The sequence below is a fragment of the Pseudomonas sp. P2S-1 genome (assembly GCF_057197725.1).
Window position 1 is genome coordinate 6,177,787 of sequence record NZ_CM170068.1, and the last position, 25,650, is coordinate 6,203,436.

Sequence of the window (25,650 nt, forward strand, 5' to 3'; positions counted from 1 at the left end):
TAATCAAGACCATAAAACGTTAGGGGAGCTTCATCGATGATCCGTAAGCACTTCGCAGGTTTCGTAGCCAGCGCCTTGGCCATGGCCGTTACCGCCCAGGCTTTCGCGGGTACCGTGACCACCGACGGCGCCGATATCGTAGTCAAGACCAAGGGTGGCCTCGAGGTCGCTACTACTGACAAGCAATACAGCTTCAAGGTCGGCGGTCGTGTCCAGGCTGACTACAGCAGCTTCGACGAGTTCTACACCGTCAACGGCAACCGCGCTGACGCTGGCTACTTCCGTCGTGCATTCCTGGAAATCGGTGGTGTTCTGGCTACCGACTGGGCTTACCAGATCAACTACGACTTCTCCCACAACTCCGGTGGTGACAACCGTAGCGAAGACGGCTACTTCGACGAGGCCTCGCTGGCCTACAACGGCTTCAAGCCAGTGTCGATCAAGGTAGGTCGCTTCGACCCAGAATTCGGTCTGGAAAAAGCCACCAGCTCCAAGTGGGTAACCGCTCCCGAGCGTACCGCTGCCTACGACCTGGCCGACTGGGTCAACGGTCACAACGGCGGCCTGGGTATCCAGGCTTCGAGCAACATCGGTGATTCCGTCTACCTGTCCGGCGGCATGTTCGCCAAAGACGCCACCAACGCTGACAAAGACGGCGACAGCACCAAGCAGTTCAACTTCCGTGGCGTCTTCGCGCCGATGCACAGCGACGGCAACGTCCTGCACTTCGGCCTGAACGTCGCTCAGCGCGACCTGTCCGACACCTCCTTCGACGGCCGTATCCGCAGCCGCCTGGGCATGCGTGGCGTGAGCACCGACGGTGGTCAGGACGCTGGCACCAACGGCAACCGCCTGACCCTCGGTGGCGCCAACAACACTCCAGCCGGTGCCTACGACACCGACCGCGCCTGGGGTCTGGAAGCTGCCTTCGCTACCGGTCCTTTCTCGGTACAGGGTGAGTACCTGAAGCGCAAGGTCGAAGCTGACGCTGCTGCCTACCAGGACATCAAGGCCACCGGTTACTACGCTCAGGTTGCCTACACCATCACCGGTGAAGCCCGTGCCTACAAGCTCGGCAAGTTCGACGCTGTCAAGCCTCAGAACAAGCAGATCGGTGCCTGGGAAGTGTTCTACCGCTACGATCACATCGAAGCTGAAGACGACAACGGCGCCTTCGCCAACGTCGGCGACATCGAAGGTAAGGTGCATAACCTGGGTCTGAACTGGTACGCCAACGAAAACGTCCGTATCAGCGGTACCTACGTCAAGGCCAAGGTCGACAACGCCCAGAATGCTAACGGCGACGACAAAGGCGACGGTTTCGTACTGCGCGCACAGTACGCTTTCTAAGCAAAGACGCTCCTTCATCCGTTAAATTTTCAGCCCCACTTCGGTGGGGCTTTTTTTTCCTTTGGTTGCTCACGTGGTCATTGTGGGCTTGCCAGCGATGAGGCCACCCGCTACAACACAAATCTTCTTTTCCTGCACACAACCCGGCAAACTCCCGCAATGCCGACTCTCACCCTGAACCACCTCGCCCAGCTCGATGCCGCCACCTGGGACGCCCTGGTCCCGGCGGACCAACCCTTCCTGCGCCACGCCTTCCTCAGCAGCCTGGAAGACAGCGGCAGCGTCAGCCCGCGCACCGGCTGGACCCCGTCCCACCGCCTGCTCACCGACGACCACGGCAAGCTGCTCGCCGCCATGCCGGCCTACGCCAAGACCCACTCCTTCGGCGAGTACGTGTTCGACCACGGCTGGGCCGATGCCTGCGAGCGGGCCGGGATCGGCTATTACCCGAAACTGCTCTGCGCCGTGCCCTTCTCGCCGGTGGGCGGACCACGCCTGCTGGGTGAACCCCAGGCGCTGGCAACCTTGCTGGAGGAGGTCGAGGAGTCACTGCTGGAACAAGGCCAGTCCGGCCTGCACGTGAACTTCACCGACCCCGCCGCCGACGCCGCCCTGCAGCATCGCGAAGGCTGGCTGGAACGCCTCGGCTGCCAGTTCCACTGGCGCAATCAGGGCTACCGGGATTTCCAGGACTTCCTCGACGCCCTCGCTTCGCGCAAACGCAAGCAGATGCGCAAGGAGAGAGAGCAGGTGGCGGGGCAGGGCATCGAGTTCCGCTGGTATCGCGGCGCCGAACTGAGCGAGGCGCAGTGGGACTTCGTCTACGCCTGCTACGCCAACACCTACGCGGTGCGCCGTCGCGCACCGTACCTGACCCGGGAATTCTTCAGCCTGCTGGCCGAGCGCATGCCCGAGGCGATCCGCGTGGTCATGGCCCTGCAGGGCGGGCGCGAAGTGGCGATGGCCTTCAGCCTGGTCGGCGGCGACAGTTTCTATGGCCGCTACTGGGGCTGCCTGGCCGAGTTCGATCGCCTGCACTTCGAGACCTGTTTCTACCAGGGCATGGACTACGCCATCGCCGAAGGCCTGCAGCGCTTCGACGCCGGCGCCCAGGGCGAGCACAAGCTGATTCGAGGGTTCGAGCCGGTGATCACCCGCTCCTGGCATTACCTGCTGCACCCGGGCCTGCGCACGGCGGTGGAGGATTTCCTGCGCCAGGAACGTCTCGGCGTGCTGGCCTATGCGGAAGATGCCCGCTCGGCCCTGCCGTATCGACAGGGCTGAGCGAGGCTCTTAGTCGACCCCGACGAAACCGCCGGTCTGGTGATGCCAGAGCCGGGCATAGAGCCCGCGCTGGGCCAGCAGCTCGCTGTGGCTGCCCATCTCGGCGATGCGGCCGTTCTCCAGGACCACCAGGCGATCCATCCGGGCGATGGTCGAGAGACGGTGGGCGATTGCGATCACGGTCTTGCCCTGCATCAGGGTTTCCAGGCTTTCCTGAATGGCGGCTTCCACTTCCGAATCCAGTGCCGAAGTGGCCTCGTCCATGATCAGGATCGGCGCGTTCTTCAGCAGTACCCGGGCAATCGCGATGCGCTGGCGCTGGCCACCGGAGAGCTTGACCCCGCGCTCGCCGACATGGGCATCGAAGCCGGTGCGGCCTTGGGCATCGCTGAGCAGCGGAATGAATTCCTCGGCCCGTGCGCCGCACACCGCGTTCCACAGTTCCTCGTCGCTGGCATCGGGCTTGCCGTAGCGCAGGTTGTCGCGGATCGAGCGGTGCAGCAGGGAAGTGTCCTGGGTGATCATGCCGATCTGCCCGCGCAGGCTTTGCTGGGTGACCTCGGCAATATCCTGGCCATCGATGAGGATGCGCCCGCCTTCCAGGTCATACAGGCGCAGCAACAGGTTGACCAGGGTCGACTTGCCGGCACCGGACGGGCCGATCAGGCCGATCTTCTCGCCGGGGCGGATATCCAGGTCGAGGTTGCTGATGATCCGGCTGCCGCTCTTGCCGTAGTGGAAATCCACGTTCTCGAAACGCACCGCGCCGCGATCGACCTTGAGGTCCGGGGCGTTCGGTTTATCGGTGACGCTGACCGGCTGGGCGATGCTTTCCAGGCCGTCCTGCACGGTGCCGATATTCTCGAAGATGCCGTTGACCACCCACATGATCCAGCCGCTCATGTTGACGATGCGGATCACCAGGCCGGTGGCCAGGGCGATGGCGCCGGTAGTGATCAGCGACTGGGTCCACAGCCACAGGGCCAGGCCCGTGGTGCTGACGATCAGCAGGCCGTTGAGGCTGGTGATGACCACGTCCATGCTGGTGATGACCCGGCTGGCCAGTTGGGTCTTTTCGGTCTGCTCGCGAATCGCTTCGCGGGCGTATTGCTGTTCGAAATCGGTATGGGCGAACAGCTTGAGGGTGGCGATATTGGTGTAGCCATCGACGATCCGCCCCATCAGCTTGGAGCGCGCCTCCGACGACACCACCGAGCGCTCCTTCACCCGCGGCACGAAGTAGCGCAGGGCCACGACGTAGCAGGCGATCCAGGTCAGCAGCGGGATCATCAGGCGCCAGTCGGCCTCGGCGAACAGCACCAGCGAGCTGATGGCGTAGATGCTCACGTGCCACAGCGCGTCCATGGCCTGCACCAGCGAGTCGCGCAGGGAGTTGCCGGTCTGCATGATGCGCTGGGCGATGCGCCCGGCGAAGTCGCTCTGGAAGAAGTTCAGGCTCTGCTTGAGCACGTAGGCGTGGTTCTGCCAGCGGATCATGCTGGTCATGCCCGGGCTGATGGCCTGGTGCACCATCAGGTCATGCAGGCCGACGAACACCGGCCTGAGCACCAATGCCACCACCAGCATCCAGATCAATTCGCCGGCATGTTCGCTGAACAGGTTGATATTCGGCGTGCCCTGGGCCAGGTCGATGATCCGGCTCAGGTAGCTGAACAGCGCCACTTCGATCAGGGCGACGATCAGGCCCAGCACCATCAGGGCAACGAACGCCGGCCAGACCTGGCGCAGGTAGTAAAGGTAGAAGGGCAGGACCCGCGAAGGAGGCGCCGCAGTGGGCGCCTCGCGGAAGATGTCGATCAATTGCTCGAAACGACGGAACAGCATGCAGCACTCCTGTAAGGATGGCGGGCGCTTCGCCCGAGGGGTCACGTCCCTGTGACACCCCGGTCAGTCGATGCGCTTGGCCGACTTGATGTAGACCGGATCGGCGGGCACGTCACGCATGCCTTTCTTCATGGTGGTAGGCGAGTTGACGATCTGGTCGACCACTTCCATGCCCTTGGTCACCTTGCCGAATACCGCGTAGCCGGCGTCGCGACCCGGGTTGAGGAAGTCATTGTCGGCGACGTTGATGAAGAACTGGCTGGTGGCCGAGTTCGGGTTGCTGGTGCGGGCCATGGACAGGGTGCCGCGGGTGTTCAGCAGGCCGTTGCGCGCTTCGTTGGCAATCGGGTCCTTGGTGTCCTTCTGCACCATCTGGTCGGTGAAACCACCGCCCTGGACCATGAAGCCCGGGATCACGCGGTGGAAGATGGTGTTGTTGTAGAAGCCGCTGTCCACGTACTGCAGGAAGTTCTTGGTGCTGACCGGTGCCTTCTCGGCGTTCAGTTCGATCTCGATCTTGCCGAAGCTGGTGGTCAGTTCGACGTGCGGGGTCTTGTCCGAAGCCATGACGCCGGTAGCGAAGGCGACCGAGCAGGCGGCCATGAGGATTTTCTTCAGCATGTACTCAATGATCCTTGAGAGGTGGTTGAGGCCGCAGCGAGAAACTGCAGCAGGGTCTGGTTGAAGACGTGGGGCTGGTCCAGCGGCGTAGCGTGCCGGGAATCGGCGATCACCGCCAGTCGGGCGCCGGGGATCAGTGCGGTGTATTTCTCTTTGAGCGCCACCGGGGTGTAGTCGTGGTCGGCGCAGATGATGAGGGTTGGACAGGTGATCCGCCCCAGGCGTTCCTCTACGCCCCAGTTGACGATGGCGTCGAAGCTGGCGAGGTAGGCGCGCTTGTCGTTCTGGGCCCAGCGTTCGGCCATCTTGCGCCGCAGCTCGGCCTGCTCCGGTTTGGGGAACAGGCGCGCCGCCAGGCCCTTGCCGATGGTGCCCAGGGACAGGATCCGCGCCAGGCCCCAGCGCTTGGCCCACTGCCAATAATCGTCGCGGGTGCGCACCTTCACCGCCGGGGCGCTGTTGACGATGGTCAGGCTGCGCAGCCATTCGGGGTGGTCGACGGCGAACTGGAAACCGACCATGCCGCCCATGGACAGCCCGACGAAATGCACCGGGCCGGTGTTCAGGTGTTCCAGCAGGGCCATCAGGTCGGCGCTGAAGCCGGCGATGCTGTAGCGTTCGCGGGGCTTGTCGGAGCGTCCGTGGCCACGCAGGTCGAGGAGGATCAGGCGATAGTCGGCGGCCAGTTCCGGGATCTGCATTTCCCAGTCCTGGCAGCTCGAACCGAGGCCGTGCAGCAGTACCAGGGGTTCGCCCCGGCCGTATTCTTCGTAGTGCAGGGAGCAACCTTCATGTTCGAAGTAGGCCATGGGCGGTTCCTGTCAGGCTTGGGCCGGGGCGGCGAAGGGGACGTCCAGCGGCGCGGTGTCGAAGTTGCGCAGCAACTCGATGAGGATCTGCGTCGCGGGGCCGAGGGGTTTGTCCTTGTTCGAGTAAAGGTAGAACAGTGGATGGCGACTGCCACCCTGATCCAGCGGCAAAGGCTTGAGCACGCCCTCGCGCAGCTCGCGCTCGATCAGGTGGCGCGGCAGCCAGGCAAAGCCCAGTCCGCTACTGACGAAGGTCGCGGCGGTGGCCAGGCTGCCCACGGTCCAGCGCTGTTCGGCGCCGAGCCAGCCGACGTCGCGGGGCTGGGAGCGGCCGGAGTCGCGGATCACCACTTGCAGCTGGCTTTCCAGGTCCTGGAAGTTCAGGACCCGGCCGAGGCGGTGCAGCGGGTGTTCCGGGTGGGCCACGGCGACGAACTCCACCGCGCTCAGCTCGGCACCCAGGTAGCCGGCGATGCTGAAGCTGCTGATGGCCAGGTCGGCGATACCTTCGTGCAGCACTTCCTCGACCCCGGACAACACCTCTTCGCGCAGACGCACCCGGCAGCCGCGGCTCTGCGGCATGAACGCGCTCAGCGCGCGGACCAGGCGGGCGTTGGGGTAGGCGGCGTCCACCACCAGGCGCACCTCGGCTTCCCAGCCCTGTTCCATATGGTGGGCGAGGTCTTCCAGCTGGCTGGCCTGCTTGACCAGTTGCCGCGAACGGCGCAGCAACACGTTGCCGGCATCGGTCAGCACCGCCTTGCGCCCGTCGATGCGCAGCAGCGGCACACCGAGTTGATCCTGCATCCGGGCCACGGTGTAGCTCACCGAGGACTGCGAACGGTGCAGGGCCTCGGCGGCCTGGGCGAAGCCGCCGTGATCGACCACGGCCTGCAGGGTTCGCCACTGATCCAGGGTAACGCGCGGCGCTTTCATCTTCGGCTCCTGTTGTCCTAAGCTGGCGCTCTTCTCAAGGAGAGCGCCGAATGAAGAAATATTCTGTTGCGTTGCTGGCCCTGCTGCCGCTGACCGTGCTGGCGGCGTATCCCATCGAAGTGACGAAGGAGCTGGGCGAGGGTATCAAGCTCGACACCACCGCCTACGACACCGCCAACGACATGAGCACCATCACCCTCGAAAACTATGGCGACACCGCCGCTTCGTGCCGGGTGACGTTCCGCAATGGCCCGGAAACCCCAAGGGTACGCCGGGTCGACGTGCCGGCGAAGAAGAGCCTCGATGTCACGGCCAACTTCAACAAGCAGATCATCAAGATGCGCATCCTGGTGGACTGCAAGGCGCAACAAGCAAATTAACTGATAGATTTGACCGAGTTTTTACGCTTTTTTATCGATAGGTCAATCATTAATCTTGTCTCCATCGACTTAGCGACCTTGCCGATGGAGGCAAAATTCAATGTCCCGCGTACTGATCATCGAAAGCAGCGCCCGCCAGCAGGATTCGATTTCCCGTCAACTGACCCGTGATTTCGTTGCCCAGTGGCAGGCCGCCAACCCCGCCGACAGCGTTACCCTGCGTGACCTGGCACAGAACCCGGTGCCGCACTTGGACGCCAACCTGCTGGGCGGCTGGATGAAGCCCGAAGAGCAGCGCAGCGCCGAAGAGCTGCAGGCCCTGGCGCGTTCCAATGAACTGACTGACGAAGTGCTGGCGGCCGATGTGCTGGTCCTGGCGGCACCGATGTACAACTTCACCATCCCGAGCACCTTGAAAGCCTGGCTGGACCATGTGCTGCGTGCCGGCGTGACCTTCAAGTACACCGACACCGGCCCGCAAGGCCTGCTGACCGGCAAGCGCGCCTTCGTGCTGACCGCCCGCGGCGGCATCCATGCCGGTGCGGCCAGCGATCACCAGGAACCGTACCTGCGTCAGGTGCTGGCCTTCATCGGTATCCATGATGTGACCTTTATCCACGCCGAAGGCCTGAACATGGGCGGCGACTTCCATGAGAAGGGCCTGAACCAGGCCAAGGCCAAGTTGGCCGCGGTGGCCTGAGGCCAAAGAACATTCCCTGACTGACACCCCTTTTTGCTCCTTTGGGTGTACTGCCCGGTCGAAGCCCTGCGCTCGGCCGGGTTTTTTTATTGCCTCTCAGGGCCTCATCGCTGGCAAGCCAGCTCCCACAGGGTCCGAGTCGCTGCAGAACCCTGTGGGAGCTGGCTTGCCAGCGATGAGGCCCTCAAGAGCAATAAAGAATCCCGAGAATTGCACTGGGATACTCCAACCCGCTAAGGTCGCCGCCTTGATCCCCGAGAGGCAACCATGGGCTACCTACTGATCGTCGCGCTGATCCAGGCGTATTCCTTCAACCTGATCGGCGAATACCTCGCCGGCCACGTCGACAGCTACTTTGCGGTACTGGCCCGGGTCGTCCTGGCCCTGATCGTCTTCCTGCCCCTGACCCGCTGGCGCCAGGTCGAGCCGCGCTTCATGCGCGCCATGCTGGTGATCGGCGCCCTGCAGTTCGGCATCACCTACGTCTGCCTCTACCTCAGCTTCCGCGTGCTGACGGTGCCGGAAGTGCTGCTGTTCACCATCCTCACCCCGCTGCACGTGACCTTGATCGAAGACGCCCTGAACCGCCGCTTCAACCCCTGGGCGCTGCTCGCTGCCCTGGTGGCCGTGGCCGGCGCGGCGGTGATCCGTTTCGACAGCATCAACCCGGACTTCTTCATCGGCTTCCTGCTCCTGCAACTGGCCAACTTCACCTACGCCGCCGGCCAGGTCCTGTACAAGCACCTGGTCGCCCGCCACCCCAGCGACCTGCCGCATTACCGGCGTTTCGGCTACTTCTACCTGGGTGCATTGATCGTCGTACTGCCGGCCTTCCTCGCCTTCGGCAACGCCCAGCACCTGCCCACCACCAACGTGCAATGGGGCGTGTTGCTGTTCCTCGGGCTGTGTCCGACGGCGCTGGGCCTGTACTGGTGGAACAAGGGCGCCTGCCTGGTTTCCGGCGGCACCCTCGCGGTGATGAACAACCTGCATGTCCCGGTGGGCTTGCTGCTCAACCTGCTGATCTGGAATCAGGACGAGCCGCTGGGGCGGTTGTTCTTCGGTGGGACCATCATTCTGGCGTCACTGTGGCTCAGTCGCCTGGGTACGCAGCGCCCGGCGCTCAATGCAACGTAGCTGAGCCATCAGCTTGAAACGCTCTTTGCAAGTGGCTGCTGGGTGTCATCGGACTTGTATTCCATACGTTCGATCTTCCCGACGATGACCAGGTAGCAGAACATCGCGACCAGGGCATTGGCAGCCACGAATACCAGGGCGCTCTCGAAGGAGCCGGTCGCCTGCAGGATCAGCCCGATGATGATGGGCGTGGTGATGCCGGCCGTGTTGCCGAACGCGTTGAACATGCCGCCGCACAGCCCGGCGATTTGCTTGGGCGCGGTGTCGGCCACCACTGCCCAGCCGATGGCGCCGAAGCCTTTGCCGAAGTAGGCAAGCGCCATGATCGCCACGATCACCCATTCAGTGTCGACATAGTTGCAGGCAACCATGCTGGTGGACATGAGCATGCCCAGTACCAGCGGGGCTTTGCGTGCAAAGGTCAGGCTTTGTCCTCTGCGGATCATGCCATCGGAGATGATTCCACCCAGCACACCGCCCAGAAACCCGCAGATCGCCGGAATGGACGCGATGAAACCCGCCTTGAGGATCGACATCCCGCGGTCCTGGACCAGATACACCGGGAACCAGGTCAGGAAGAAGTAGGAAAGGGTATTGATGCAGTACTGGCCGACGAATACACCCAGCATCATGCGGTTGCTCAACAGCTGCTTGAACGCCGAGAGGCTGGGCTTGACGGCATCGCTCTTGGCCCCGGTCTGGTCCATGTCGATGATGCCGCCGCCCTCGGCGATATGCCTGAGCTCTTCTGCATTGATGCGCGGGTGTTGCTTTGGCGAGTAGACAGTCTTGATCCAGATAGCGGCCATCGCCATGCCCAGGACGCCCATCACCACGAACACGTAGTGCCAGCCGAACCGGTAGACGATCCATGCCATGAATGGCGCGAACAGCACGGTTGCAAAGTACTGGGCGGAGGTGAAGATGCCCGCGGCCGTGCCGCGTTCAGCGGAGGGGAACCAGGCGGCAGCCATGCGGCTGTTACCCGGGAAGGAGGGCGATTCGGCGAGCCCGACCAGAAAGCGCAGGGCGAACATGACGACCACGGCGACCGACACGCTGTACCAGCCGACGGTGGCCTGCAGGATTGTGAACAACGACCAGAGGAAGATGCTCCACGCGTAGACGCGCTTGGTGCCGAACCGGTCCAGCAACCACCCTCCGGGAATCTGGCCGGCCACGTAGGCCCAGGCGAATGCCGAGAACAGGAAGCCCATCTGCACCGGCGTGATGCCAAGTTCCTTTTGCATCGATGAGCCGACGATGGAAAGTATCGCGCGGTCGGCGTAGTTGATCGTTGTTACCAGGAAAAGTAACAGCAGAATGAAATAGCGAATGCGGGTAGGGCGCGCGTTCATTCGAACACCTCTTGTTATTGTCAGTGAGCCGGGAGCGCCAGAAACGCCTGGACGCGACCGGCCTTCAATGAAGCGTTACTGTCTTGCCAGGCCTTACTTCATCGGTACGCGGGCGATCATTTGCGGAGGGCGCAGGAATTCGAAGTCGCACCCTTTGTCGGCCTGGGTCATCTGCTCGTAGAACAGCTTGCGATAGCCCCGCTCGGCATCGACGGGTTTCGGCAGGACCAGGCTGGCGCGGCGAGCGGCGAGCTCTGCGTCGTCAACCTTGAGTTCCAGGCTGCGCTCGCTGACGCTCAGGCGAATCCGGTCACCGCTCCTGACCAGTGCCAGCGGCCCGCCCAGCGCCGCTTCCGGGGTGACGTGGAGCACGATGGTGCCGGCCGCGGTGCCGCTCATGCGTCCATCGGAAATCCTCACCATGTCCTTTACGCCCTGTCGGGCGAGCTTCTTGGGAATGGGCAGGTAGCCGGCCTCGGGCATGCCCGGCGCACCGATCGGGCCGATGTTCTTCAGTACCAGGACATCGTCGGCCTGCACATCGAGGTCCGGATCGTCGATGCGTGCCGCCATGTCTTCGGAGTTCTCGAAGACCACGGCCCGACCTTCGTGCTCCATCAGCTCGGGGTTGGCGGCGGATTGCTTGATGATCGCGCCATCAGGCGCCAGGTTGCCCTTGAGGAACGCGATGCCGCCCGCTGGATAGATCGGGTTGGAGAAACTGCGAACCACATCCTGTTTATGTTCGGGGAAATCCTCGAGCTCTTCACCCAGGCTGCGCCCGCTGACGGTCATCGCGTCCAGGTGCAATTGCGGTTTCAGTTCACGCAGAACGGACTGCAGGCCGCCTGCGCGATGCAGGTCCTCCATGTAGTGCTGGCCTGAAGGCTTGAGGTCGACCAGTACCGGGGTTTCGCGGCTCATGTTGTCGAACGCCTCGAGATCGATCTCGAAGCCCATGCGCCCGGCGATCGCGGTCAGGTGAACGATGCCGTTGGTGGACCCGCCAATGGCCAGCAGGACGCGCAAAGCGTTCTCGAAGGCCTTCGCGGTCAGGATCTTGTCCGGGGTCAGCCCATTGCGCGCGTTGCGTACCGCCTGGCGACCGCTTTCCTCTGCAATGCGTATCCGGTCGCTGGTGACGGCCGGCGCCGTTGCGCCACCCGGCATCACGATGCCCAGTGCCTCGCCGATGCACGCCATGGTGCTGGCAGTGCCCATCACCGAGCAGGTGCCAATGCTCGCGACCAGCTTGTTGTTGACCTCGGTGATCTCCTGCTCATCGATCTCCTCGGCACGATAGCGTCCCCAGAAGCGCCGGCAGTCGGTGCACGCGCCGACGCGCTCGCCACGGTGGCCGCCGGTGAGCATGGAGCCCGTCACCAACTGGATCATCGGCACATTGGCTGATGCGGCCCCCATCAACTGAGCCGGCACGGTCTTGTCACAGCCCCCGATCAGCACCACGGCGTCCATGGGTTGTGCGCGGATCATCTCCTCCGTGTCGATGGCCATCAGGTTGCGCAGGTACATGCTGGTCGGCTGGGAGAAGCTTTCAGCGATGGAAATGGTCGGGAAATCGATCGCCAGGCCACCCTCCATCATCACCCCGCGCTTCACGGCTTCGATGAGCTGCGGCGCATTGCCGTGACAGGGGTTGTAGCCACTGCCCGTGTTGGCGATGCCGATGATCGTGCGATCCAGCGCATCGTCGCTGTAGCCGGCACCTTTGATGAACGCCTTGCGCAGGAACAGGGCGAAACCGGTATCGCCGTAGTTGGTCAGCCCTTTGCGAATGCCAGTGGGCTTGATGACAGGAGGAGTGTCAGGCATGGATCACCTACCGCGTTATTATTGAATTAATTGTCGATCAGATTATTGATAATCTGGTGAGGCGATAAGAACACGATCACGGTGCTTGTGCAAGCACCGCTCCTCGGCGAGGTGGCTGGCCGTCGATGAAGCTGCGGCACGCGTGGTTTTGTGGCAGTCTTTCTCCCGTCCGCACCACCCGTTCTTAAGGCAGCGTCATGCAACTCATCGATTCGCAAACCCAGGCCAGCGGCCTCGAACAGACTGTGCGCATACTCGAGGAGGAGATTGTCCTGGGCTTTCTTCATCCACGGGAGCGGTTGGTCGAGGATGACCTGCTCGAGCGTTTCGGCCTCAAGCGGCACGTGGTGAGGCAGGTGCTGGTGGAGCTCGAGCGCATGGGGCTGGTGGAGCGCAAGCGCAACGTGGGTGCGCTCGTTCGCGCCTATACGGCGAAGGAAGTGGAAGATCTCTATGCCGTGCGCGAGCTGCTTGAATGCCAGTGTGTGCGGCTGATCAGGTTTCCGGTCGGCGAGAGCGACCTGAACCGGTTGATTGCCATTCAGGACAACCACGACGAGATGGTCGCGTCAGAAAACCTTCGTGGCGCCTTCCGCGCCAACATGCAGTTTCACAAAGTCCTGTTCGGCCTCTCGGACAACCCAGTGCTGGTGGCGGCGACCCAGGACCATGCCCAGCGTGCCCATTCCATTCGCTCGTCCTCCCTGGTCATAAGCGATCAGCTGGAACGGGCACGGCGCGAGCATTGGCTGATCATCGACGCCTTGAGGGCTGGCGACGTGGATAAACTGGTTCAACTGTGCAGCGACCATCTCAAGCCTTCGAGAGACACCTATGTGTCTCATTACCAGCTTCGCGATAGTCAGAAGAACCAGTAGGTACGTCAGGCTTGTTCGTGGGCGGTCGCCTCGGCATGTAGCGGTCGGCGCTCGCCGGCCAGGCCGGTCGACAGGGCATCCAGCCCGGCGCGCAGGTCGCTGCCGCTGGGCTGTTGGTACAACGCCAACCCAAACTCCGGCAACACCGCGAGCAGATAATCGAAAATATCCCCCTGAATCCGCTCGTACTCCGCCCACACCGTGGTCCGCGTAAAGCAGTAGATCTCCAGCGGCACACCTTCGGCAGTGGTCTGCATCTGCCGGACCATGCAGGTCATGCCCTGCTGCACGTCGGGGTGGTTCTTCAGGTAGGCGAGGGCGAAGGCGCGGAAGGTGCCGATGTTGGTCAGCTTGCGGCGGTTGGCCGAGAGCTCGGCGACCTGGCCCTGGGATTCGTTCCAGGTGTGCAGTTCGTTGCGCTTTTGCGCGAGGTAGTCCTTGAGCAGGCGCACATCGCTGAGGCGGTGCTGTTCTTCGGCGGTGAGGAAGCGTACGCCGCCGGCATCGATGAACAGGCTGCGCTTGATCCGCCGTCCGCCGGACTGTTGCATGCCGCGCCAGTTGCGGAAGGATTCGCTCATCAGGCGCCAGGTGGGGATGGAGACGATGGTCTTGTCGAAGTTCTGCACCTTGACCGTGTGCAGGGTGATATCCACCACATCGCCATCAGCCCCGACCTGGGGCATCTCGATCCAGTCGCCGACCCGCAGCATGTCGTTGCTGGTCAGCTGTACGCTGGCGACGAAGGACAGCAGGGTGTCCTTGTAGACCAACAGGATCACCGCCGACATGGCACCCAGACCGGACAGCAGCAACAGCGGCGAGCGGTCGATCAGGGTGGCGACGATGATGATCGCGCCGAATACGTACAACACCATCTTCGCCAGTTGCACATAACCCTTGATCGAGCGGGTCCGCGCGTGTTCGGTGCGTGCATAGATGTCCAGCAGGGCATCGAGTAGCGCGGCGACGGCGAACAGCAGGAACAGGATGGTGAAGGCCAGCGCCAGGTTGCCGAGGAAATGCTGGCTGGTGACGCTCAGCTCCGGCACCAGCTTGAGGCCGAACTGCACCACCAGCGACGGGGTGATCTGCGCCAGGCGGTGGAACACCTTGTTTTGCAGCAGGTCCTTGAGCCAGTGCAATGCCGGCTGTCGGCTGAGCAGCTTGACCGCGTGAAGGATGACGAAGCGCGCCACCCGGCCCATCAGCAGGGCGACGAGCAACAGCACGACCAGGCCGATACCGGCGTGCAGCAAGGGGTGCTGGTCGAGGGTGCCCCAGAGGTCGAGGGCGTCTTGCCAGAACTGTTGAATAGCCATGGGAGTACGGAAAATCTCGCGAAGGGGAAAACAGGCGGTCCATTAGAGCCTTGCGAGCACCCTGCGGGCAAAAAGAAATTCGGCTCCGGCGGCGGAAAACGTTACCCTATGTGGCTGAATTTCTGCACATGCCCGAGGTTACATCCGTGTTCTCCCAATTCGCCCTGCACGAACGCCTGCTCAAAGCCGTCGCCGAACTCAACTTTGTCGAGCCGACGCCGGTGCAGGCCGCGGCCATTCCCCTGGCCCTGCAAGGGCGTGACCTGCGGGTGACGGCGAAAACCGGTAGCGGCAAGACCGCGGCCTTCGTCCTGCCGCTGCTCAACCGCCTGGTCGACCTGAACCAGAAACGCGTCGAGATCCGCGCCCTGGTCCTGCTGCCGACCCGCGAGCTGGCGCAGCAGACCCTGAAGGAGATCCAGCGCTTCTCCCAGTTCACCTTCATCAAGTCGGGCATGATCACCGGCGGTGAAGACTTCAAGGAACAGGCCGCCATGCTGCGCAAGGTGCCGGACATCCTCGTCGGCACCCCGGGACGCATGCTGGAGCAACTGAACGCCGGCAACCTGGAACTGGAACATGTGCAGGTCGTGGTGCTGGACGAAGCCGACCGCATGCTGGACATGGGCTTCGCCGAAGACGTCGAGCGCCTGTGCGGCGAGTGCCCGAACCGCCAGCAGACCATGCTGTTCTCCGCCACCACCGGCGGTGCCGGCCTGCGCGAGATGATCGACAAGGTCCTGAAGGACCCCGAGCACCTGATGCTCAACGCGGTCAGCCAGCTCAACGAAACCACCCGCCAGCAGATCATCACCGCTGACCACAACCAGCACAAAGAGCAGATCGCCCAGTGGCTGCTGGCCAACGAGACCTACGAAAAGGCCATTATCTTCACCAACACCCGGGTCATGGCCGACCGTATCTACGGTCACCTGGTGGCCAAGGACATGAAGGCCTTCGTCCTGCACGGCGACAAGGACCAGAAGGACCGCAAGCTGGCCATCGAGCGCTTCAAGACCGGCGGCGCGAAAGTGCTGGTGGCGACTGACGTGGCGGCCCGTGGCCTGGACGTGGACGGCCTGGACCTGGTGATCAACTTCGACATGCCGCGCAGTGGTGACGAGTATGTGCACCGTATCGGCCGTACCGGCCGTGCCGGCGCCGATGGCCTGGCGGTGTCGCTGATCTGCCACGGCGACTGGAACCTGATGTCGAGCATCGAGCGCTACCTGAAGCAGAGTTTCGAGCGCCGGGTGATCAAGGAAGTGAAGGGTACCTACAGCGGGCCGAAGAAGGTCAAGGCTTCGGGCAAGGCGGCTGGGGCGAAGAAGAAAAAGACCGACAAGAAGGGTGACAAGAAGGCTGTGGCCAAGCGCAAGCCTACTGCCAAGCCGCGGCCGAATGCGCCGCTGGCGAGTTCGGATGGTCTGGCGCCGCTGAAGAAGCGGGCTCCGGCGGCCGAGTAATCTGTCGCCCTTGAGGGCCTCATCGCTGGCAAGCCAGCTCCCACAGGTTCAGCGGTGCACGCGATCCCTGTGGGAGCTGGCTTGCCAGCGATGAGGCGCTCAAATCCACTGCAAGATCAGGTTTTCTTCTCGGCTTCCCGCAACTCCTGCAACCGCTTGTCGATCAACTGGCACTTGTCCGGCAGATCCTTCGACTCGGTCCCCAGCTTCATCCCGCGCAATTCCTCATTGATCTCCTTGGCCTTCTGCGGATTCTGCTCCGTCAGCCGGGTCACTTCCTTGGCCAGTTCCTCACGTTTCTCCGTCGCTTCTTCCAGCGTGCAGGCCCAGCTTGGCAGGGCGAACAGCAGGCTGGCGGTGGCGGTCAGCATCATCAGGGTCTTCATGGTCGAGCCTCCTTGTCCAGGTTTCCGGTTGAGGACGGCACCGCCGGGAAAGTTCAGTCGAACCGCGGCGAACCGGGCCGGTCACAACCTTGACTGTCACCACGCGAGGCCTTTGCCATGAGCACTGTGTATGACTGGGACCTGATCGAACGCCTGCTCCACGAAGTGCAGAACAGCGCCGACCAACACTTCACCCCGCGCCCCTACGCCGAACAGCACGCCGCGCAACTGGCGGCCGCCGGCGAGCCGGTACCGGACGTCGACCACCTGAAAACCCGCGCCTGCGACTACGAACGCCTGCTCCTGGAGCGCGGCTATATCGCCGATCGCCCGGAAGAAGAAGGCGGCAACGGCGAGAACTACGTGCTGACCGAACGCGGCTCGCGCCTGCTGAGCCTGATCGACAGCAGCATCCCGGGCAACGATCACCCGCGCCAGGTCCTCAACGACCAGGCCGACGCCCTGGACGAAGCGACCTTCGAGGAGGTGGCCTCGAAAGCGCAGATTGCCTGAAAATGGTGCAAGACATATCTGGTAATACCTGACCACCGTCATCAATAATTGGCGCCAATTCGTAGCTGCCAAGAGGTAGTCATGCCGTTGCCAGAGTTCGGGGGTGAGCGATGAGCGCTACCCGTCGCAATCCCGATGCCTTCGCCTTCCAGGTCATGCTGGGCCTGTGCCTGATCTGGGGTGTCCAGCAGGTCATGGTGAAATGGGCCGCCGCCGATATCGCCCCGGTGATGCAGGCGGCGACCCGTTCCGGCATCTCTGCGCTGCTGGTCGGCCTGCTGATGTGCTGGCGCGGCGGCTGGGAGCAGGTCGGGACGACCTGGCGCGCGGGCTTGCTGGCCGGTGCGTTGTTCGGCCTGGAGTTCCTGTTTATCGCCGAGGGCCTGCTGCGCACTTCGGCGGCGCATATGTCTGTGTTCCTCTACACCGCCCCGGTCTTCACGGCCCTCGGCCTGCATTTCAGCCTGCCCAGCGAGCGCCTGCGGCCGTTGCAGTGGCTGGGCATCCTTCTGTCGTTCTGCGGGATCGCCGTGGCCTTCGCCGGCGGCGTGTCGCTGGATGATCTCAATGGCCCGATGCTGCTGGGCGATGCCTTCGGCGTGCTGGCCGGCGCGGCCTGGGGCGCGACCACCGTGGTGGTGCGCTGCTCGCGGCTGTCCGAGGCGCCGGCGACCTTGACCCTGTTCTACCAGTTGGCGGTGGGCTTCGTCGGTCTGCTGCTGATCGCGGCGTTCAGCGGCAAGATCACCCACGTCTCCCTGACCCCTATCGCCATCGGCAGCGTGCTGTTCCAGGCCTTGGTGGTGTCGTTCTTCAGTTACCTGACCTGGTTCTGGCTGCTGCGCAAATACCTGGCCTCGAACCTGGCGGTGTTCTCCTTCGTCACGCCGATCTTCGGCGTGACCTTCGGTGTGCTGCTGCTGGATGAGCCCCTGAGCCTGAACTTCATCCTCGGCGCGGTTTGCGTGCTGCTGGGGATCGTCCTGGTCAGCGCCGAGCAGTGGGTGCGCAGGCGGTTGCGCACAATGCTGGGACAGCGTTAGGCCGCAGGGTCAGCAGGCCGGCCAGGAGCAAGCCGCTGCCGGCCACCATCAGCGCCGGTTGCAGGCTGCCGGCGAACTGATTGCTCAGTGCGGCCAGCAACGGGCCGCACAGTTGGCCGACGGCGAAGCAGGCGGTGAGCAGGCCGGCATTGCGTTGCGTCGAGTGGGGCGCCAGTTCCCGCGAGCGCTGCATCACCAGTTGCATGCAGGCCAGGAACGGCGTGCCGCAGAGGATTACGCCCAAGGCCAGGCCGAGGCCGTCGCCCATCAGGCAGGCGAACACACCCGCCGCTTGCAGCCACAGGGTCAGCATCAGCCAGCGCGGTGTGCTGTTCGTCGTCGGCCGACGCAGGCTCAGCAGCATCACGCCAATCGCCGCCGCCAGCCCGAAACCGGGCCAGAACAGGTCGGCCATCCACTGTCCCTGGAAGCGCGCATTCGCCATCTGCGACATGAAAGTAGCCGGGATGATGTAGCCGATGCCGTACAGACCGTAGATCAGGCCGAGGCGGGCGATACCCCGGTTCGGGTGGGTGGTCAGGCCACTGGCGGGTTGCAGCGGGCTTTCTTCAGGTTGAGGGAGCAGCGGGCGCACGGCCAGCAGCATGATCAGCGCCGTGGCGGCATAGATCAGCCACAGCGGCGCCGAGCCCAGGCCGAAGAGGTTGGACACCAGGGCCAGCAGGCCGGTCAGCATGATCCCCAGGCCTGGGCCAGCGAATACCAGTGCGCCGAGTCGCGGCAGATTGCTGCGCGCCGCCAGTGGCTGGCTGAGGCTGGTGATCATCACCATCACCCAGGCGCTGGCGACACCGGTGCCGAAGCGCAGCAAGGCATGGCTGACAAGTCCGTCGGCGCTGTACGACACCAGAGTGAGCAGCACGCACAGCCACAGGCCGAGGTTCAGGCGCAGGCGCACCTGCTGCGGGCGGCGGGCGAACATCGCATCCAGCGCACCGAGCAGATAGCCGAGGTAGTTGGCGGCGGCCACCAGGCCGGCGGCGGTGAGGCTCAACTGGCCTTCGCCGACCAGGTGCGGCAGTTGCGGGGTGAGGGCGAAGCGGCCGATGCCCATGGCCATCATCAAGGCTACAAAGCTGGCGAGTAAGCGCAGGGTGGGCGACATGTCCGGTACTCCTGTCAGAAGGATGCGTTCGATGCCGTCAGACTACCGGTGGTTGTCATTCATAAAAATTGAATAATAATGAGCGACTTGTTCAATTTTGGAGAACGGTTATGGAGCTGAGCCAACTGCGCATTTTCCAGGCCGTGGCCGAGACCGGCTCGGTGACCCGCGCTGCCGAACAGTTGCACCGCGTGCCGTCCAACCTCTCGACCCGTCTGCGCCAGCTTGAGGATCAGCTGGGTGTCGAGCTGTTCCATCGCGAGCGCCAGCGCCTGCAATTGTCGCCGGCCGGCAAGGTGTTGCTGGACTACGCCGGGCGCATGCTGGCGCTGCATGACGAGGCTTTCGCGGCCGTGCAGGGCGGGCAGCCGGCTGGCGAATTCGTTCTCGGCAGCATGTACAGCACGGCGGCGATTCATCTGCCGGGTTTGCTCGCCCGGTACCACAAGGCTTATCCGGCGGTGAACCTGCAGGTGCAGACCGCGCCCAGTGGCGAATTGCTTGAAGGTTTATTGGCCGGTCGCCTCGACGCCGCGTTGCTGGACGGCCCGCTGTCGCTGGCGGGCCTGGATGGTGTGCCGCTGTGCGAGGAAACCCTGGTCCTGCTCACCGAGCCTGACCATCCTCCGGTGCGCAGTGCGAGGGATGTGGCGGGGCGGGCGGTGTTCACCTTCCGCAAGGGCTGTTCCTACCGCATGCGCCTGGAAGCCTGGTACGCCCATGACCATGCGGCCATGGGCCGGGCCATGGAGATCGAGTCCTACCCGAGCATGCTGGCCTGCGTGGTGGCGGGCTCCGGGGTGGCGCTGATGTCGCAGTCGATGCTCGACAGCTTGCCGGGTCGGGAGAATGTCGCGGTGCATCGCTTGCAGACGCCGTTCGACCAGGCGACCACCTGGCTGGTCTGGCGCCGTGGCATGCGTGGGGCGAATCTGGATGCCTGGGTGAGCTTGCAGGAGCAGGAGCGGAAAGCACCGTCCGTCGGCCAGGCGCTCAGCGCTTGATCCGGATCAGAAAGCTGTTGAATTCTACAAGCGGCATGTAGGATTTCGTCCTATGATGACTGGGAAACATCGTTGCCATTGGATTGCCACGATGACCCTCAAGGGGGACCTTATGAAAAACCTGATGATGAACTGGCTCCACGACCTGGCGGTGGCCCTGGGCCTGATCCCGCCGATGCAACCGGTACCGATTCCTGCCGATGAAGAGAAGCGCAGGCGTCAGCCGCGGCGCTGAGGGAGTCGAGCTGCAAGCGGTAAGCCCTAAGCTGCAAGAAAAAGCATTCGTGCCACTGGCCGGCTTTTTCTTACAGCTTGAAGCTTAAAGCTTGCAGCTTCCCATCAAGCCAGCTTGGCCGCATTCACCGCCGGCCGCGACAGCAAACTCACCACCACGAAACTGACCAGCCCGATCGCCAGGCTGTAGTAGATCGGCGTGTTCGCATCCATCCCGTCCTTGATCATGAACGCCAGCGCGGTCACGAAGCCCAGGCTCATGCTGACGATGGCGCCGCGAGTGGTTGCGCGCTTCCAGTAGATCGCGCCGATCAGCGGCACCAGCATGCCACCCACCAGCAGGTTGTAGGCCAGGGTCAGGGCGCTGATCACGTCTTCCACCACCAGGGCAATGCCCAGCACGGCGATACCGGTCAGCAGGGTGAACAGGCGGTTGATCGCCAGGCTCGACTGCTTGCCGCCACGCAGCTTCGGCAGCAGGTCTTCGGTCAATACGGTGGACGCCGCCAGCAAGCCAGCACTGGCAGTGGACATCATCGCAGCCAGGGCCGCAGCGATCACCAGGCCACGGATGCCGTCCGGCAGTGCGGTTTTGACGATCGCGGCGAAGGCGTTGTTGGCATTGCCCAGGTCCGGCAGCAGCACATGGGCGGCCATGCCGATCACCGCGCAGACCAGGCCGTAGATCACGCAGTAGATACCTGCGGTGGTGCCGGCGTACTTGGCGACGTTCTCGTCACGGGCGGTGAACACCCGCTGCCAGATGTCCTGGCCGATCAGGATGCCGAAGAAGTAGATCAGGAAGTAGGTGATGATGGTGTCCCAGCCGATGGTGGTCAGGCTGAAGCTGGCTTCCGGCAGCTTGGCCACCAGTTGGTCCCAGCCGCCGACGCGGTACAGGCAGATCGGCAGCAGGACGAACATCAGGCCCACGGTCTTGATCACGAACTGGACGATATCGGTCAGGGTCAGCGACCACATGCCGCCGATGGTCGAATACACCACCACCACGCCGCCACCGAGCAGGATCGCCGCCCAGAACGGCAGTTCGAACAGCACCTGCAGCACGGTGCCGATGGCCAGGGTCGAGGTCACGCCGATCATCAGCGCGTAGGCGAGCATGATCACCGCACTGGCCTGGCGCGCCATCGGGTTGTAGCGGCGCTCCAAGACCTGGGTCACGGTGAAGATGCGCAGGCGCAGCAGGGGTTTGGCGAGGAACAGGTTGAGGGCGATGATGCCCAGGCCCAGCGCGGCGCACAGCCAGAAACCGGAGATGCCGTGGACATAGCCCAGCTTGACGGTGCCGACGGTGGAAGCTCCGCCCAGCACGGTGGCGGCCATGGTACCCATGTACAGGGTCGGGCCCAGATTGCGTCCTGCCACCAGGTATTCCTCGTGGGTCTTGGCGCGGCGCATGCCGTACCAGCCCAGCAACAGCATGCCGGCGGCGTATATCAGTACAACGAATATGTCCAAGGCCATGGGTGTCTCCAATTATCTTTTTTATGTGAGATCGATCCCGGGCGCGGCAAGGCGCCACGGGTCTTTTCTTCGTAGTAGCGCGACCCGTGCTCAACGGGTCGCCGTCATGGCTCCTGCCGCATGACGCTCCTTGCCATGGCGGTTAGCGACGGGCTACGCCGGGCAGCACACAGAGCATTTCGTAGAGCAGGTTGGCACCCAGCAACGAGGTGTTGCCGGTGGTGTCGTAGGGTGGGGAGACTTCCACCAGGTCGCAGCCGATCAGGTCGAGGTCCTGGCAACCACGGATGATTTCAATGGCCTGGATGGTGGTCAGGCCGCCGATTTCCGGAGTACCGGTACCCGGCGCCCAGGCCGGGTCGATGCCGTCGATATCGAAGGACAGGTACACCGGGCCGCCACCGACCTTCTCGCGGACTTCCGCCATCAGCGGTTCCAGCGACTTGTGCCAGCACTCTTCGGCCTGGACCACGCGGAAGCCCTGCTTGCGGCTCCAGTTGAAGTCTTCGGCGGTGTAGCCCTGGGCGCGCAGGCCGATCTGCACCACGCGATCGCAATCCAGCAGGCCTTCTTCCACGGCGCGGCGGAAGGTGGTGCCGTGGGCGATCTTCTCGCCGAACATATGGTCGTTGACGTCGGCGTGGGCATCGATATGCACCAGGCCGATCTTGCCGTGCTTCTTGTGCAGGGCGCGCAGGATCGGCAGGGTGATGGTGTGGTCGCCGCCGAGGGTCAGGGGGATCACGTTGTGCGCGACGATCTCGTCGTAGGCTTCTTCGATGATGCGCACGGCGTCGAGCAGGTTGAAGGTGTTGATTGCCACGTCACCGATATCGGCGACCGACAGCGAGTCGAACGGCGCAGCGCCGGTGGCCATGTTGTACGGGCGGATCATCACCGATTCGGCGCGGATCTGCCGCGGGCCGAAGCGGGTGCCGGAGCGCAGGGAGGTACCGATGTCCAGCGGCACGCCGATAAAGGCAGCGTCCAGGCCGGCCGGGCTTTGCAGGTGAGGAAGGCGGAGCATGGTAGCGATGCCGCCGAAGCGCGGCATTTCGTTGCCGCCCAGTGGTTGGTGCAGAATCTTGTCCACGGTTTCGGGCCTCATCGATTCGATTGTTCTAGTTGTTGATATCTGTTCTCGACACCGGCCAGCCAGCCGAAAGTGTCCTGGAACAGTTGCTGTGCGGCGCAGTCTGCAAAAGGTAGTGCCCGGGAAGAATCGCTACCGGCAAATACTTAGTTCAGGTTTTTCTAAACTATTAGCCCGAGCGCGTTTAGACTGTGGCGATTTCCGACCTGCGGACGCCCCTGCCATGGCCTCGAACCTGCCCGACCTGAAGTTGCTGCGCATCTTTGCCAGCGTGGTGCGCCACCAGGGTTTCGCCAATGCCCAGCGTGACCTCAACCTGTCCACGTCGGCCATCAGTACCTACATGAGCCAGTTGGAAGGGGCGCTGGGGATCGTCCTTTGCCATCGCGGCCGTGGCGGATTCAGCCTGACCAGCAAGGGCGAGCTGTTCCACCAGGAGACCCTGCGCCTGCTCGCCGAACTGGATGGCTTCGAGCAATATGCGGCGGCGCTCAAGGGCGAGTTGCGCGGCACCCTCAACCTGGGCGTGATCGACTCCACCGTCGGCGACCGCGCCTTGCCCCTGGCCGAGGCCATCGGCGCCTACAGCCAGGAACACCCGGCGGTGCACCTGCACCTGTCGGTGTCGAGTCCCTACGAATTGCAGCTGGGCGTGCAGGATAATCGCCTGGACCTGGCCATCGGTGCGTTCTCCACGCGAATGAGTGGCCTGGTCTACCAGCCGCTGTACCGCGAGCAGCACTGGCTGTATTGCAGCAACCGACACCCGCTGTACCACGAGCGGCGCATTCCCGAGCAGGTGATCACCCAGCAGCGCATGGTCGGGCGCGGTTACTGGAGCCAGGCGGAACTGGCCCGGCATGGCTTCAAGCACAGTGCGGCGACCGTGGAAAGTATGGAGGCGCAACTGATCCTGGTGCTGTCTGGCGCCTACATCGGCTACCTGCCCGAACACTACGCCCAGGCCTGGGCCGACAAGGGTGACCTGCGGGTGCTGTCGCCAGCGACCTTCGGTTACCAGGCGCCATTTTCCATGATCATCCGCCGGGGCCGTAGCCGCGAGCCACTGATCCAGACCTTCCGCGACCTGTTGCGCGCGCAATTGACCCCCAGCGGGTAAAGGCAAATGGCCAGCAATACTTTGTGCTTATGGTAAAAATACTGGCTCATTGCCTACACCCGGATGAATGCTCTGCTAGACCTTTTCTTGCTGTGATGAAATTTCCCACACTCTCATCAGCAGGGATCGCAAGATGCGTAACAACTTGCCCGTCACCGAGCAGGAAAGAACCTTCCCCCAGGAACAGCGACTGATCTCCACCACCGACCTGAGCAGTCGGATCACCTACTGCAACGATGCCTTCGTCGCCATCAGCGGTTTCACCCGCGAAGAACTGATCGGCCAGCCCCACAACATCGTGCGCCATCCGGATATGCCGCCGGCGGTGTTCGGCCATATGTGGGAGACGATCAAGGAAGGCCGGCCGTGGATGGGCGTGGTCAAGAACCGCGCGAAGAATGGCGATTACTACTGGGTCAGCGCCTATGTCACGGCGATCTACGAAAACGGCCGGATCAGTGGTTATGAGTCGGTGCGCTCGTTGCCGACCCGCGAGCAGGTGGGCCGGGCCTCGGCCTTGTACGCCCGATTACGTGCCGGACGCTCGCCGACACCGCTGGCTGCCAGGGCCATGGATGTACTGGAACATGGCTGGCCGTTGCTGCTGGCCGGGCTGGTCTCGGTGATCGGCTACCTGACCTTGCCCCAGTACGCCGCCCTCGGCTTGCTCATGGCCAGTTTGCTGGGCGCCTGGTTTCTTCTGGAAAACCGCCAGAACCGGATTATCCGCCGTACCCTGGCAGAACATCCGAAAGCCTTCACCAGCCCCTTGGTGGCCCTGACCTACAGCCGAAATCTCGGACCGCAAGGTCAGCTCGATCTGGCGATGATCAGCGAGGAAGCGCGCCTGCAGACGGCGCTGACCCGCCTGGTGGACGCCGGTGTCAGCGTGAAAACCCGGGCTTCGCAGTCCTCGGAACTGTCTGACTCCCAGGCGCAGATGCTCGACCGCCAGCGCAGCGAGACGGATCAGTCGGCCACCGCCGTGGCGCAGATGGCGGCGACCATCCAGGAAGTCACGCACAACGTGCAGAGCACGGCCCACGCCGCGTCTGACGCCGACGAGCTTACCCGCCAGGGCAGTGATCTTGCCCAGCAGAGCCTCAAGGCCATGGGCAGCATGACCGAGGCGGTCCACGAGATCGGCCAGGCGGTCAATGCCCTGGCCGAGCAGACCCAGTCCATCGGCAGCGTGGTGGATGTGATCACCTCGATTGCCGAGCAGACCAACCTGCTGGCCCTCAATGCCGCCATCGAGGCGGCCCGGGCCGGGGAGCAGGGACGGGGCTTCGCCGTGGTGGCCGATGAAGTGCGCTCGCTGGCCCAGCGTACCCGGGCGTCCACCGAGGAGATCCACCAGATCATCGCTTCGTTGCGCGCCGGCGCCGACCGGGCGGTCAGTAGTGCCAGCAAGGGCGAGCAGATCTCCCGCGACAGCGTGCACAGCGTCGAGGCGGTGCAGCAGGCGTTGGGCGGAATTCGCGAGGCGGTGAGCCGGATTACCGGCATGAGCCAGCAGATCGCCACGGCGTCCGAGCAGCAGAGCCATGTGGTGGAAGACATCAACCAGCAGATCGTGCGCATCGCCCAGCTCTGCGACCGCAGCGCCGGGCAGGCCCGCGAAGGCGCGGAAATCAGCCAGGAACTGGAGCGCATGGCCGGCTACCTGCACGACCTCGCCGAACGCTTTAATCGTTAGCTTCCCTTCACCGGCCCACAAGGATGTG

24 protein-coding genes and 1 pseudogene are annotated in these 25,650 nt (G+C 63.4%); 14 read left to right on the forward strand and 11 right to left on the reverse strand.

The window, feature by feature from the left end; all coding sequences use genetic code 11:
• Nucleotides 1–36: 36 nt before the first annotated feature.
• Together AC2CQI_RS27840 and AC2CQI_RS27845 are read left to right on the forward strand one after the other, a co-directional pair.
• Nucleotides 37–1,350, forward strand: coding sequence for an OprO/OprP family phosphate-selective porin (locus AC2CQI_RS27840; RefSeq protein ID WP_075806041.1), 1,314 nt, complete (start codon nt 37–39; stop codon nt 1,348–1,350).
• 159 nt (nt 1,351–1,509) lie between these two features.
• Nucleotides 1,510–2,634, forward strand: a complete 1,125-nt coding sequence (locus tag AC2CQI_RS27845) for a GNAT family N-acetyltransferase (protein WP_484578508.1) — start codon at nt 1,510–1,512, stop codon at nt 2,632–2,634.
• A gap of 9 nt (nt 2,635–2,643) precedes the next feature.
• Here AC2CQI_RS27845 and AC2CQI_RS27850 read toward each other — a convergent pair whose 3' ends face one another.
• From AC2CQI_RS27850 to AC2CQI_RS27865, 4 genes are all read right to left on the reverse strand, one after another.
• Nucleotides 2,644–4,479 (reverse strand): ABC transporter ATP-binding protein, encoded by a 1,836-nt coding sequence (locus AC2CQI_RS27850; RefSeq protein WP_075806039.1) that lies wholly within the window; start codon nt 4,477–4,479, stop codon nt 2,644–2,646.
• Between the two features lie 63 nt (nt 4,480–4,542).
• Nucleotides 4,543–5,100, reverse strand: a complete 558-nt coding sequence (locus tag AC2CQI_RS27855) for a peptidylprolyl isomerase (RefSeq protein WP_484578509.1) — start codon at nt 5,098–5,100, stop codon at nt 4,543–4,545.
• Nucleotides 5,094–5,909, reverse strand: a complete 816-nt coding sequence (locus AC2CQI_RS27860) for an alpha/beta fold hydrolase (protein ID WP_484578510.1) — start codon at nt 5,907–5,909, stop codon at nt 5,094–5,096. The genes AC2CQI_RS27855 and AC2CQI_RS27860 overlap by 7 nt, the downstream gene beginning before the upstream one ends.
• A gap of 12 nt (nt 5,910–5,921) precedes the next feature.
• A complete protein-coding gene (locus AC2CQI_RS27865) occupies nt 5,922–6,845 on the reverse strand; it encodes a PA3225 family LysR-type transcriptional regulator (protein WP_009405168.1) in 924 nt (307 codons plus the stop codon).
• A gap of 50 nt (nt 6,846–6,895) precedes the next feature.
• Here AC2CQI_RS27865 and AC2CQI_RS27870 point away from each other — a divergent pair, with 50 nt between their 5' ends.
• From AC2CQI_RS27870 to AC2CQI_RS27880, 3 genes are all read left to right on the forward strand, one after another.
• Nucleotides 6,896–7,225: a 3-phosphoglycerate kinase gene (locus AC2CQI_RS27870; RefSeq protein WP_075806036.1), complete on the forward strand. Its 330-nt coding sequence runs from the start codon at nt 6,896–6,898 to the stop codon at nt 7,223–7,225.
• Between the two features lie 100 nt (nt 7,226–7,325).
• Nucleotides 7,326–7,925, forward strand: coding sequence for an FMN-dependent NADH-azoreductase (locus tag AC2CQI_RS27875; RefSeq protein WP_484578511.1), 600 nt, complete (start codon nt 7,326–7,328; stop codon nt 7,923–7,925).
• A gap of 267 nt (nt 7,926–8,192) precedes the next feature.
• Nucleotides 8,193–9,062: a carboxylate/amino acid/amine transporter gene (locus tag AC2CQI_RS27880; RefSeq protein ID WP_484578512.1), complete on the forward strand. Its 870-nt coding sequence runs from the start codon at nt 8,193–8,195 to the stop codon at nt 9,060–9,062.
• 8 nt (nt 9,063–9,070) lie between these two features.
• On the opposite strand, the gene AC2CQI_RS27885 is transcribed toward AC2CQI_RS27880, so the two are convergent.
• Together AC2CQI_RS27885 and AC2CQI_RS27890 are read right to left on the reverse strand one after the other, a co-directional pair.
• On the reverse strand, nt 9,071–10,420 hold the full coding sequence (locus AC2CQI_RS27885; RefSeq protein ID WP_484578513.1) for an MFS transporter: 1,350 nt from the start codon (nt 10,418–10,420) through the stop codon (nt 9,071–9,073).
• Between the two features lie 93 nt (nt 10,421–10,513).
• The gene (locus tag AC2CQI_RS27890; RefSeq protein WP_075806032.1) at nt 10,514–12,253 is read right to left on the reverse strand and encodes an IlvD/Edd family dehydratase; all 1,740 of its coding nucleotides are present in this window, start codon (nt 12,251–12,253) and stop codon (nt 10,514–10,516) included.
• A gap of 197 nt (nt 12,254–12,450) precedes the next feature.
• On the opposite strand from AC2CQI_RS27890, the gene AC2CQI_RS27895 reads away from it, so the two are divergent.
• Complete coding sequence (locus AC2CQI_RS27895; protein WP_484578514.1) at nt 12,451–13,131, forward strand: GntR family transcriptional regulator; 681 nt, start codon at nt 12,451–12,453, stop codon at nt 13,129–13,131.
• Nucleotides 13,132–13,136: 5 nt separating this feature from the next.
• Here AC2CQI_RS27895 and AC2CQI_RS27900 read toward each other — a convergent pair whose 3' ends face one another.
• Entirely contained in the window at nt 13,137–14,453 is a 1,317-nt protein-coding gene (locus AC2CQI_RS27900; RefSeq protein WP_484578515.1) for a mechanosensitive ion channel family protein, read from the reverse strand.
• Nucleotides 14,454–14,599: 146 nt separating this feature from the next.
• Here AC2CQI_RS27900 and AC2CQI_RS27905 point away from each other — a divergent pair, with 146 nt between their 5' ends.
• The gene (locus AC2CQI_RS27905) at nt 14,600–15,919 is read left to right on the forward strand and encodes a DEAD/DEAH box helicase (protein WP_075804271.1); all 1,320 of its coding nucleotides are present in this window, start codon (nt 14,600–14,602) and stop codon (nt 15,917–15,919) included.
• 116 nt (nt 15,920–16,035) lie between these two features.
• Here AC2CQI_RS27905 and AC2CQI_RS27910 read toward each other — a convergent pair whose 3' ends face one another.
• Complete coding sequence (locus tag AC2CQI_RS27910) at nt 16,036–16,305, reverse strand: hypothetical protein (RefSeq protein ID WP_075804270.1); 270 nt, start codon at nt 16,303–16,305, stop codon at nt 16,036–16,038.
• 117 nt (nt 16,306–16,422) lie between these two features.
• On the opposite strand from AC2CQI_RS27910, the gene AC2CQI_RS27915 reads away from it, so the two are divergent.
• Nucleotides 16,423–16,818: a transcriptional regulator gene (locus tag AC2CQI_RS27915; protein ID WP_484578516.1), complete on the forward strand. Its 396-nt coding sequence runs from the start codon at nt 16,423–16,425 to the stop codon at nt 16,816–16,818.
• 110 nt (nt 16,819–16,928) lie between these two features.
• Nucleotides 16,929–17,861, forward strand: coding sequence for a DMT family transporter (locus AC2CQI_RS27920; RefSeq protein ID WP_075804268.1), 933 nt, complete (start codon nt 16,929–16,931; stop codon nt 17,859–17,861).
• On the opposite strand, the gene AC2CQI_RS27925 is transcribed toward AC2CQI_RS27920, so the two are convergent.
• Nucleotides 17,806–18,987, reverse strand: coding sequence for an MFS transporter (locus AC2CQI_RS27925; RefSeq protein WP_484578517.1), 1,182 nt, complete (start codon nt 18,985–18,987; stop codon nt 17,806–17,808). The two genes, AC2CQI_RS27920 and AC2CQI_RS27925, sit on opposite strands and share 56 nt — an antisense overlap.
• A gap of 110 nt (nt 18,988–19,097) precedes the next feature.
• Between AC2CQI_RS27925 and ptrR the strand changes: the two genes are divergently transcribed.
• Together ptrR and AC2CQI_RS27935 are read left to right on the forward strand one after the other, a co-directional pair.
• Nucleotides 19,098–19,991, forward strand: a complete 894-nt coding sequence (gene ptrR, locus AC2CQI_RS27930) for a putrescine utilization regulator PtrR (RefSeq protein ID WP_484578518.1) — start codon at nt 19,098–19,100, stop codon at nt 19,989–19,991.
• 112 nt (nt 19,992–20,103) lie between these two features.
• Nucleotides 20,104–20,226, forward strand: a complete 123-nt coding sequence (locus AC2CQI_RS27935) for a PA1414 family protein (RefSeq protein ID WP_256721154.1) — start codon at nt 20,104–20,106, stop codon at nt 20,224–20,226.
• A 104-nt stretch (nt 20,227–20,330) separates the two neighbouring features.
• On the opposite strand, the gene AC2CQI_RS27940 is transcribed toward AC2CQI_RS27935, so the two are convergent.
• Complete coding sequence (locus tag AC2CQI_RS27940) at nt 20,331–21,710, reverse strand: sodium:solute symporter family protein (protein WP_075804265.1); 1,380 nt, start codon at nt 21,708–21,710, stop codon at nt 20,331–20,333.
• A gap of 142 nt (nt 21,711–21,852) precedes the next feature.
• On the reverse strand, nt 21,853–22,803 hold the full coding sequence (speB, locus tag AC2CQI_RS27945; RefSeq protein WP_075804291.1) for an agmatinase: 951 nt from the start codon (nt 22,801–22,803) through the stop codon (nt 21,853–21,855).
• A 223-nt stretch (nt 22,804–23,026) separates the two neighbouring features.
• On the opposite strand from speB, the gene AC2CQI_RS27950 reads away from it, so the two are divergent.
• The 3 genes and pseudogenes from AC2CQI_RS27950 to AC2CQI_RS27960 all read left to right on the forward strand — a co-directional run bounded on the left by AC2CQI_RS27950 (nt 23,027) and on the right by AC2CQI_RS27960 (nt 25,622).
• The gene (locus AC2CQI_RS27950) at nt 23,027–23,923 is read left to right on the forward strand and encodes a LysR family transcriptional regulator (protein WP_075804264.1); all 897 of its coding nucleotides are present in this window, start codon (nt 23,027–23,029) and stop codon (nt 23,921–23,923) included.
• Nucleotides 23,924–24,056: 133 nt separating this feature from the next.
• A pseudogene (locus tag AC2CQI_RS27955) lies at nt 24,057–24,338 on the forward strand (PAS domain-containing protein); the annotation flags it as partial.
• 156 nt (nt 24,339–24,494) lie between these two features.
• On the forward strand, nt 24,495–25,622 hold the full coding sequence (locus tag AC2CQI_RS27960) for a methyl-accepting chemotaxis protein (protein WP_372239125.1): 1,128 nt from the start codon (nt 24,495–24,497) through the stop codon (nt 25,620–25,622).
• Nucleotides 25,623–25,650 lie beyond the last annotated feature (28 nt).

Excerpts from the sequence above, each read along its gene's own strand:
- AC2CQI_RS27950 (WP_075804264.1), top strand. The coding sequence starts at position 23,027 with ATGGCCTCGAACCTGCCCGACCTGAAGTTGCTGCGCATCTTTGCCAGC.
- AC2CQI_RS27940 (WP_075804265.1), bottom strand. The coding sequence starts at position 21,710 with ATGGCCTTGGACATATTCGTTGTACTGATATACGCCGCCGGCATGCTG.
- AC2CQI_RS27870 (WP_075806036.1), top strand. The coding sequence starts at position 6,896 with ATGAAGAAATATTCTGTTGCGTTGCTGGCCCTGCTGCCGCTGACCGTG.
- AC2CQI_RS27885 (WP_484578513.1), bottom strand. The coding sequence starts at position 10,420 with ATGAACGCGCGCCCTACCCGCATTCGCTATTTCATTCTGCTGTTACTT.
- AC2CQI_RS27855 (WP_484578509.1), bottom strand. The coding sequence starts at position 5,100 with ATGCTGAAGAAAATCCTCATGGCCGCCTGCTCGGTCGCCTTCGCTACC.
- AC2CQI_RS27845 (WP_484578508.1), top strand. The coding sequence starts at position 1,510 with ATGCCGACTCTCACCCTGAACCACCTCGCCCAGCTCGATGCCGCCACC.
- AC2CQI_RS27915 (WP_484578516.1), top strand. The coding sequence starts at position 16,423 with ATGAGCACTGTGTATGACTGGGACCTGATCGAACGCCTGCTCCACGAA.
- AC2CQI_RS27850 (WP_075806039.1), bottom strand. The coding sequence starts at position 4,479 with ATGCTGTTCCGTCGTTTCGAGCAATTGATCGACATCTTCCGCGAGGCG.
- AC2CQI_RS27860 (WP_484578510.1), bottom strand. The coding sequence starts at position 5,909 with ATGGCCTACTTCGAACATGAAGGTTGCTCCCTGCACTACGAAGAATAC.
- AC2CQI_RS27920 (WP_075804268.1), top strand. The coding sequence starts at position 16,929 with ATGAGCGCTACCCGTCGCAATCCCGATGCCTTCGCCTTCCAGGTCATG.
- AC2CQI_RS27890 (WP_075806032.1), bottom strand. The coding sequence starts at position 12,253 with ATGCCTGACACTCCTCCTGTCATCAAGCCCACTGGCATTCGCAAAGGG.
- AC2CQI_RS27840 (WP_075806041.1), top strand. The coding sequence starts at position 37 with ATGATCCGTAAGCACTTCGCAGGTTTCGTAGCCAGCGCCTTGGCCATG.
- AC2CQI_RS27935 (WP_256721154.1), top strand. The coding sequence starts at position 20,104 with ATGAAAAACCTGATGATGAACTGGCTCCACGACCTGGCGGTGGCCCTG.
- AC2CQI_RS27865 (WP_009405168.1), bottom strand. The coding sequence starts at position 6,845 with ATGAAAGCGCCGCGCGTTACCCTGGATCAGTGGCGAACCCTGCAGGCC.
- AC2CQI_RS27875 (WP_484578511.1), top strand. The coding sequence starts at position 7,326 with ATGTCCCGCGTACTGATCATCGAAAGCAGCGCCCGCCAGCAGGATTCG.
- AC2CQI_RS27910 (WP_075804270.1), bottom strand. The coding sequence starts at position 16,305 with ATGAAGACCCTGATGATGCTGACCGCCACCGCCAGCCTGCTGTTCGCC.
- AC2CQI_RS27880 (WP_484578512.1), top strand. The coding sequence starts at position 8,193 with ATGGGCTACCTACTGATCGTCGCGCTGATCCAGGCGTATTCCTTCAAC.
- AC2CQI_RS27960 (WP_372239125.1), top strand. The coding sequence starts at position 24,495 with ATGGATGTACTGGAACATGGCTGGCCGTTGCTGCTGGCCGGGCTGGTC.
- AC2CQI_RS27900 (WP_484578515.1), bottom strand. The coding sequence starts at position 14,453 with ATGGCTATTCAACAGTTCTGGCAAGACGCCCTCGACCTCTGGGGCACC.
- AC2CQI_RS27925 (WP_484578517.1), bottom strand. The coding sequence starts at position 18,987 with ATGTCGCCCACCCTGCGCTTACTCGCCAGCTTTGTAGCCTTGATGATG.
- AC2CQI_RS27895 (WP_484578514.1), top strand. The coding sequence starts at position 12,451 with ATGCAACTCATCGATTCGCAAACCCAGGCCAGCGGCCTCGAACAGACT.
- ptrR (WP_484578518.1), top strand. The coding sequence starts at position 19,098 with ATGGAGCTGAGCCAACTGCGCATTTTCCAGGCCGTGGCCGAGACCGGC.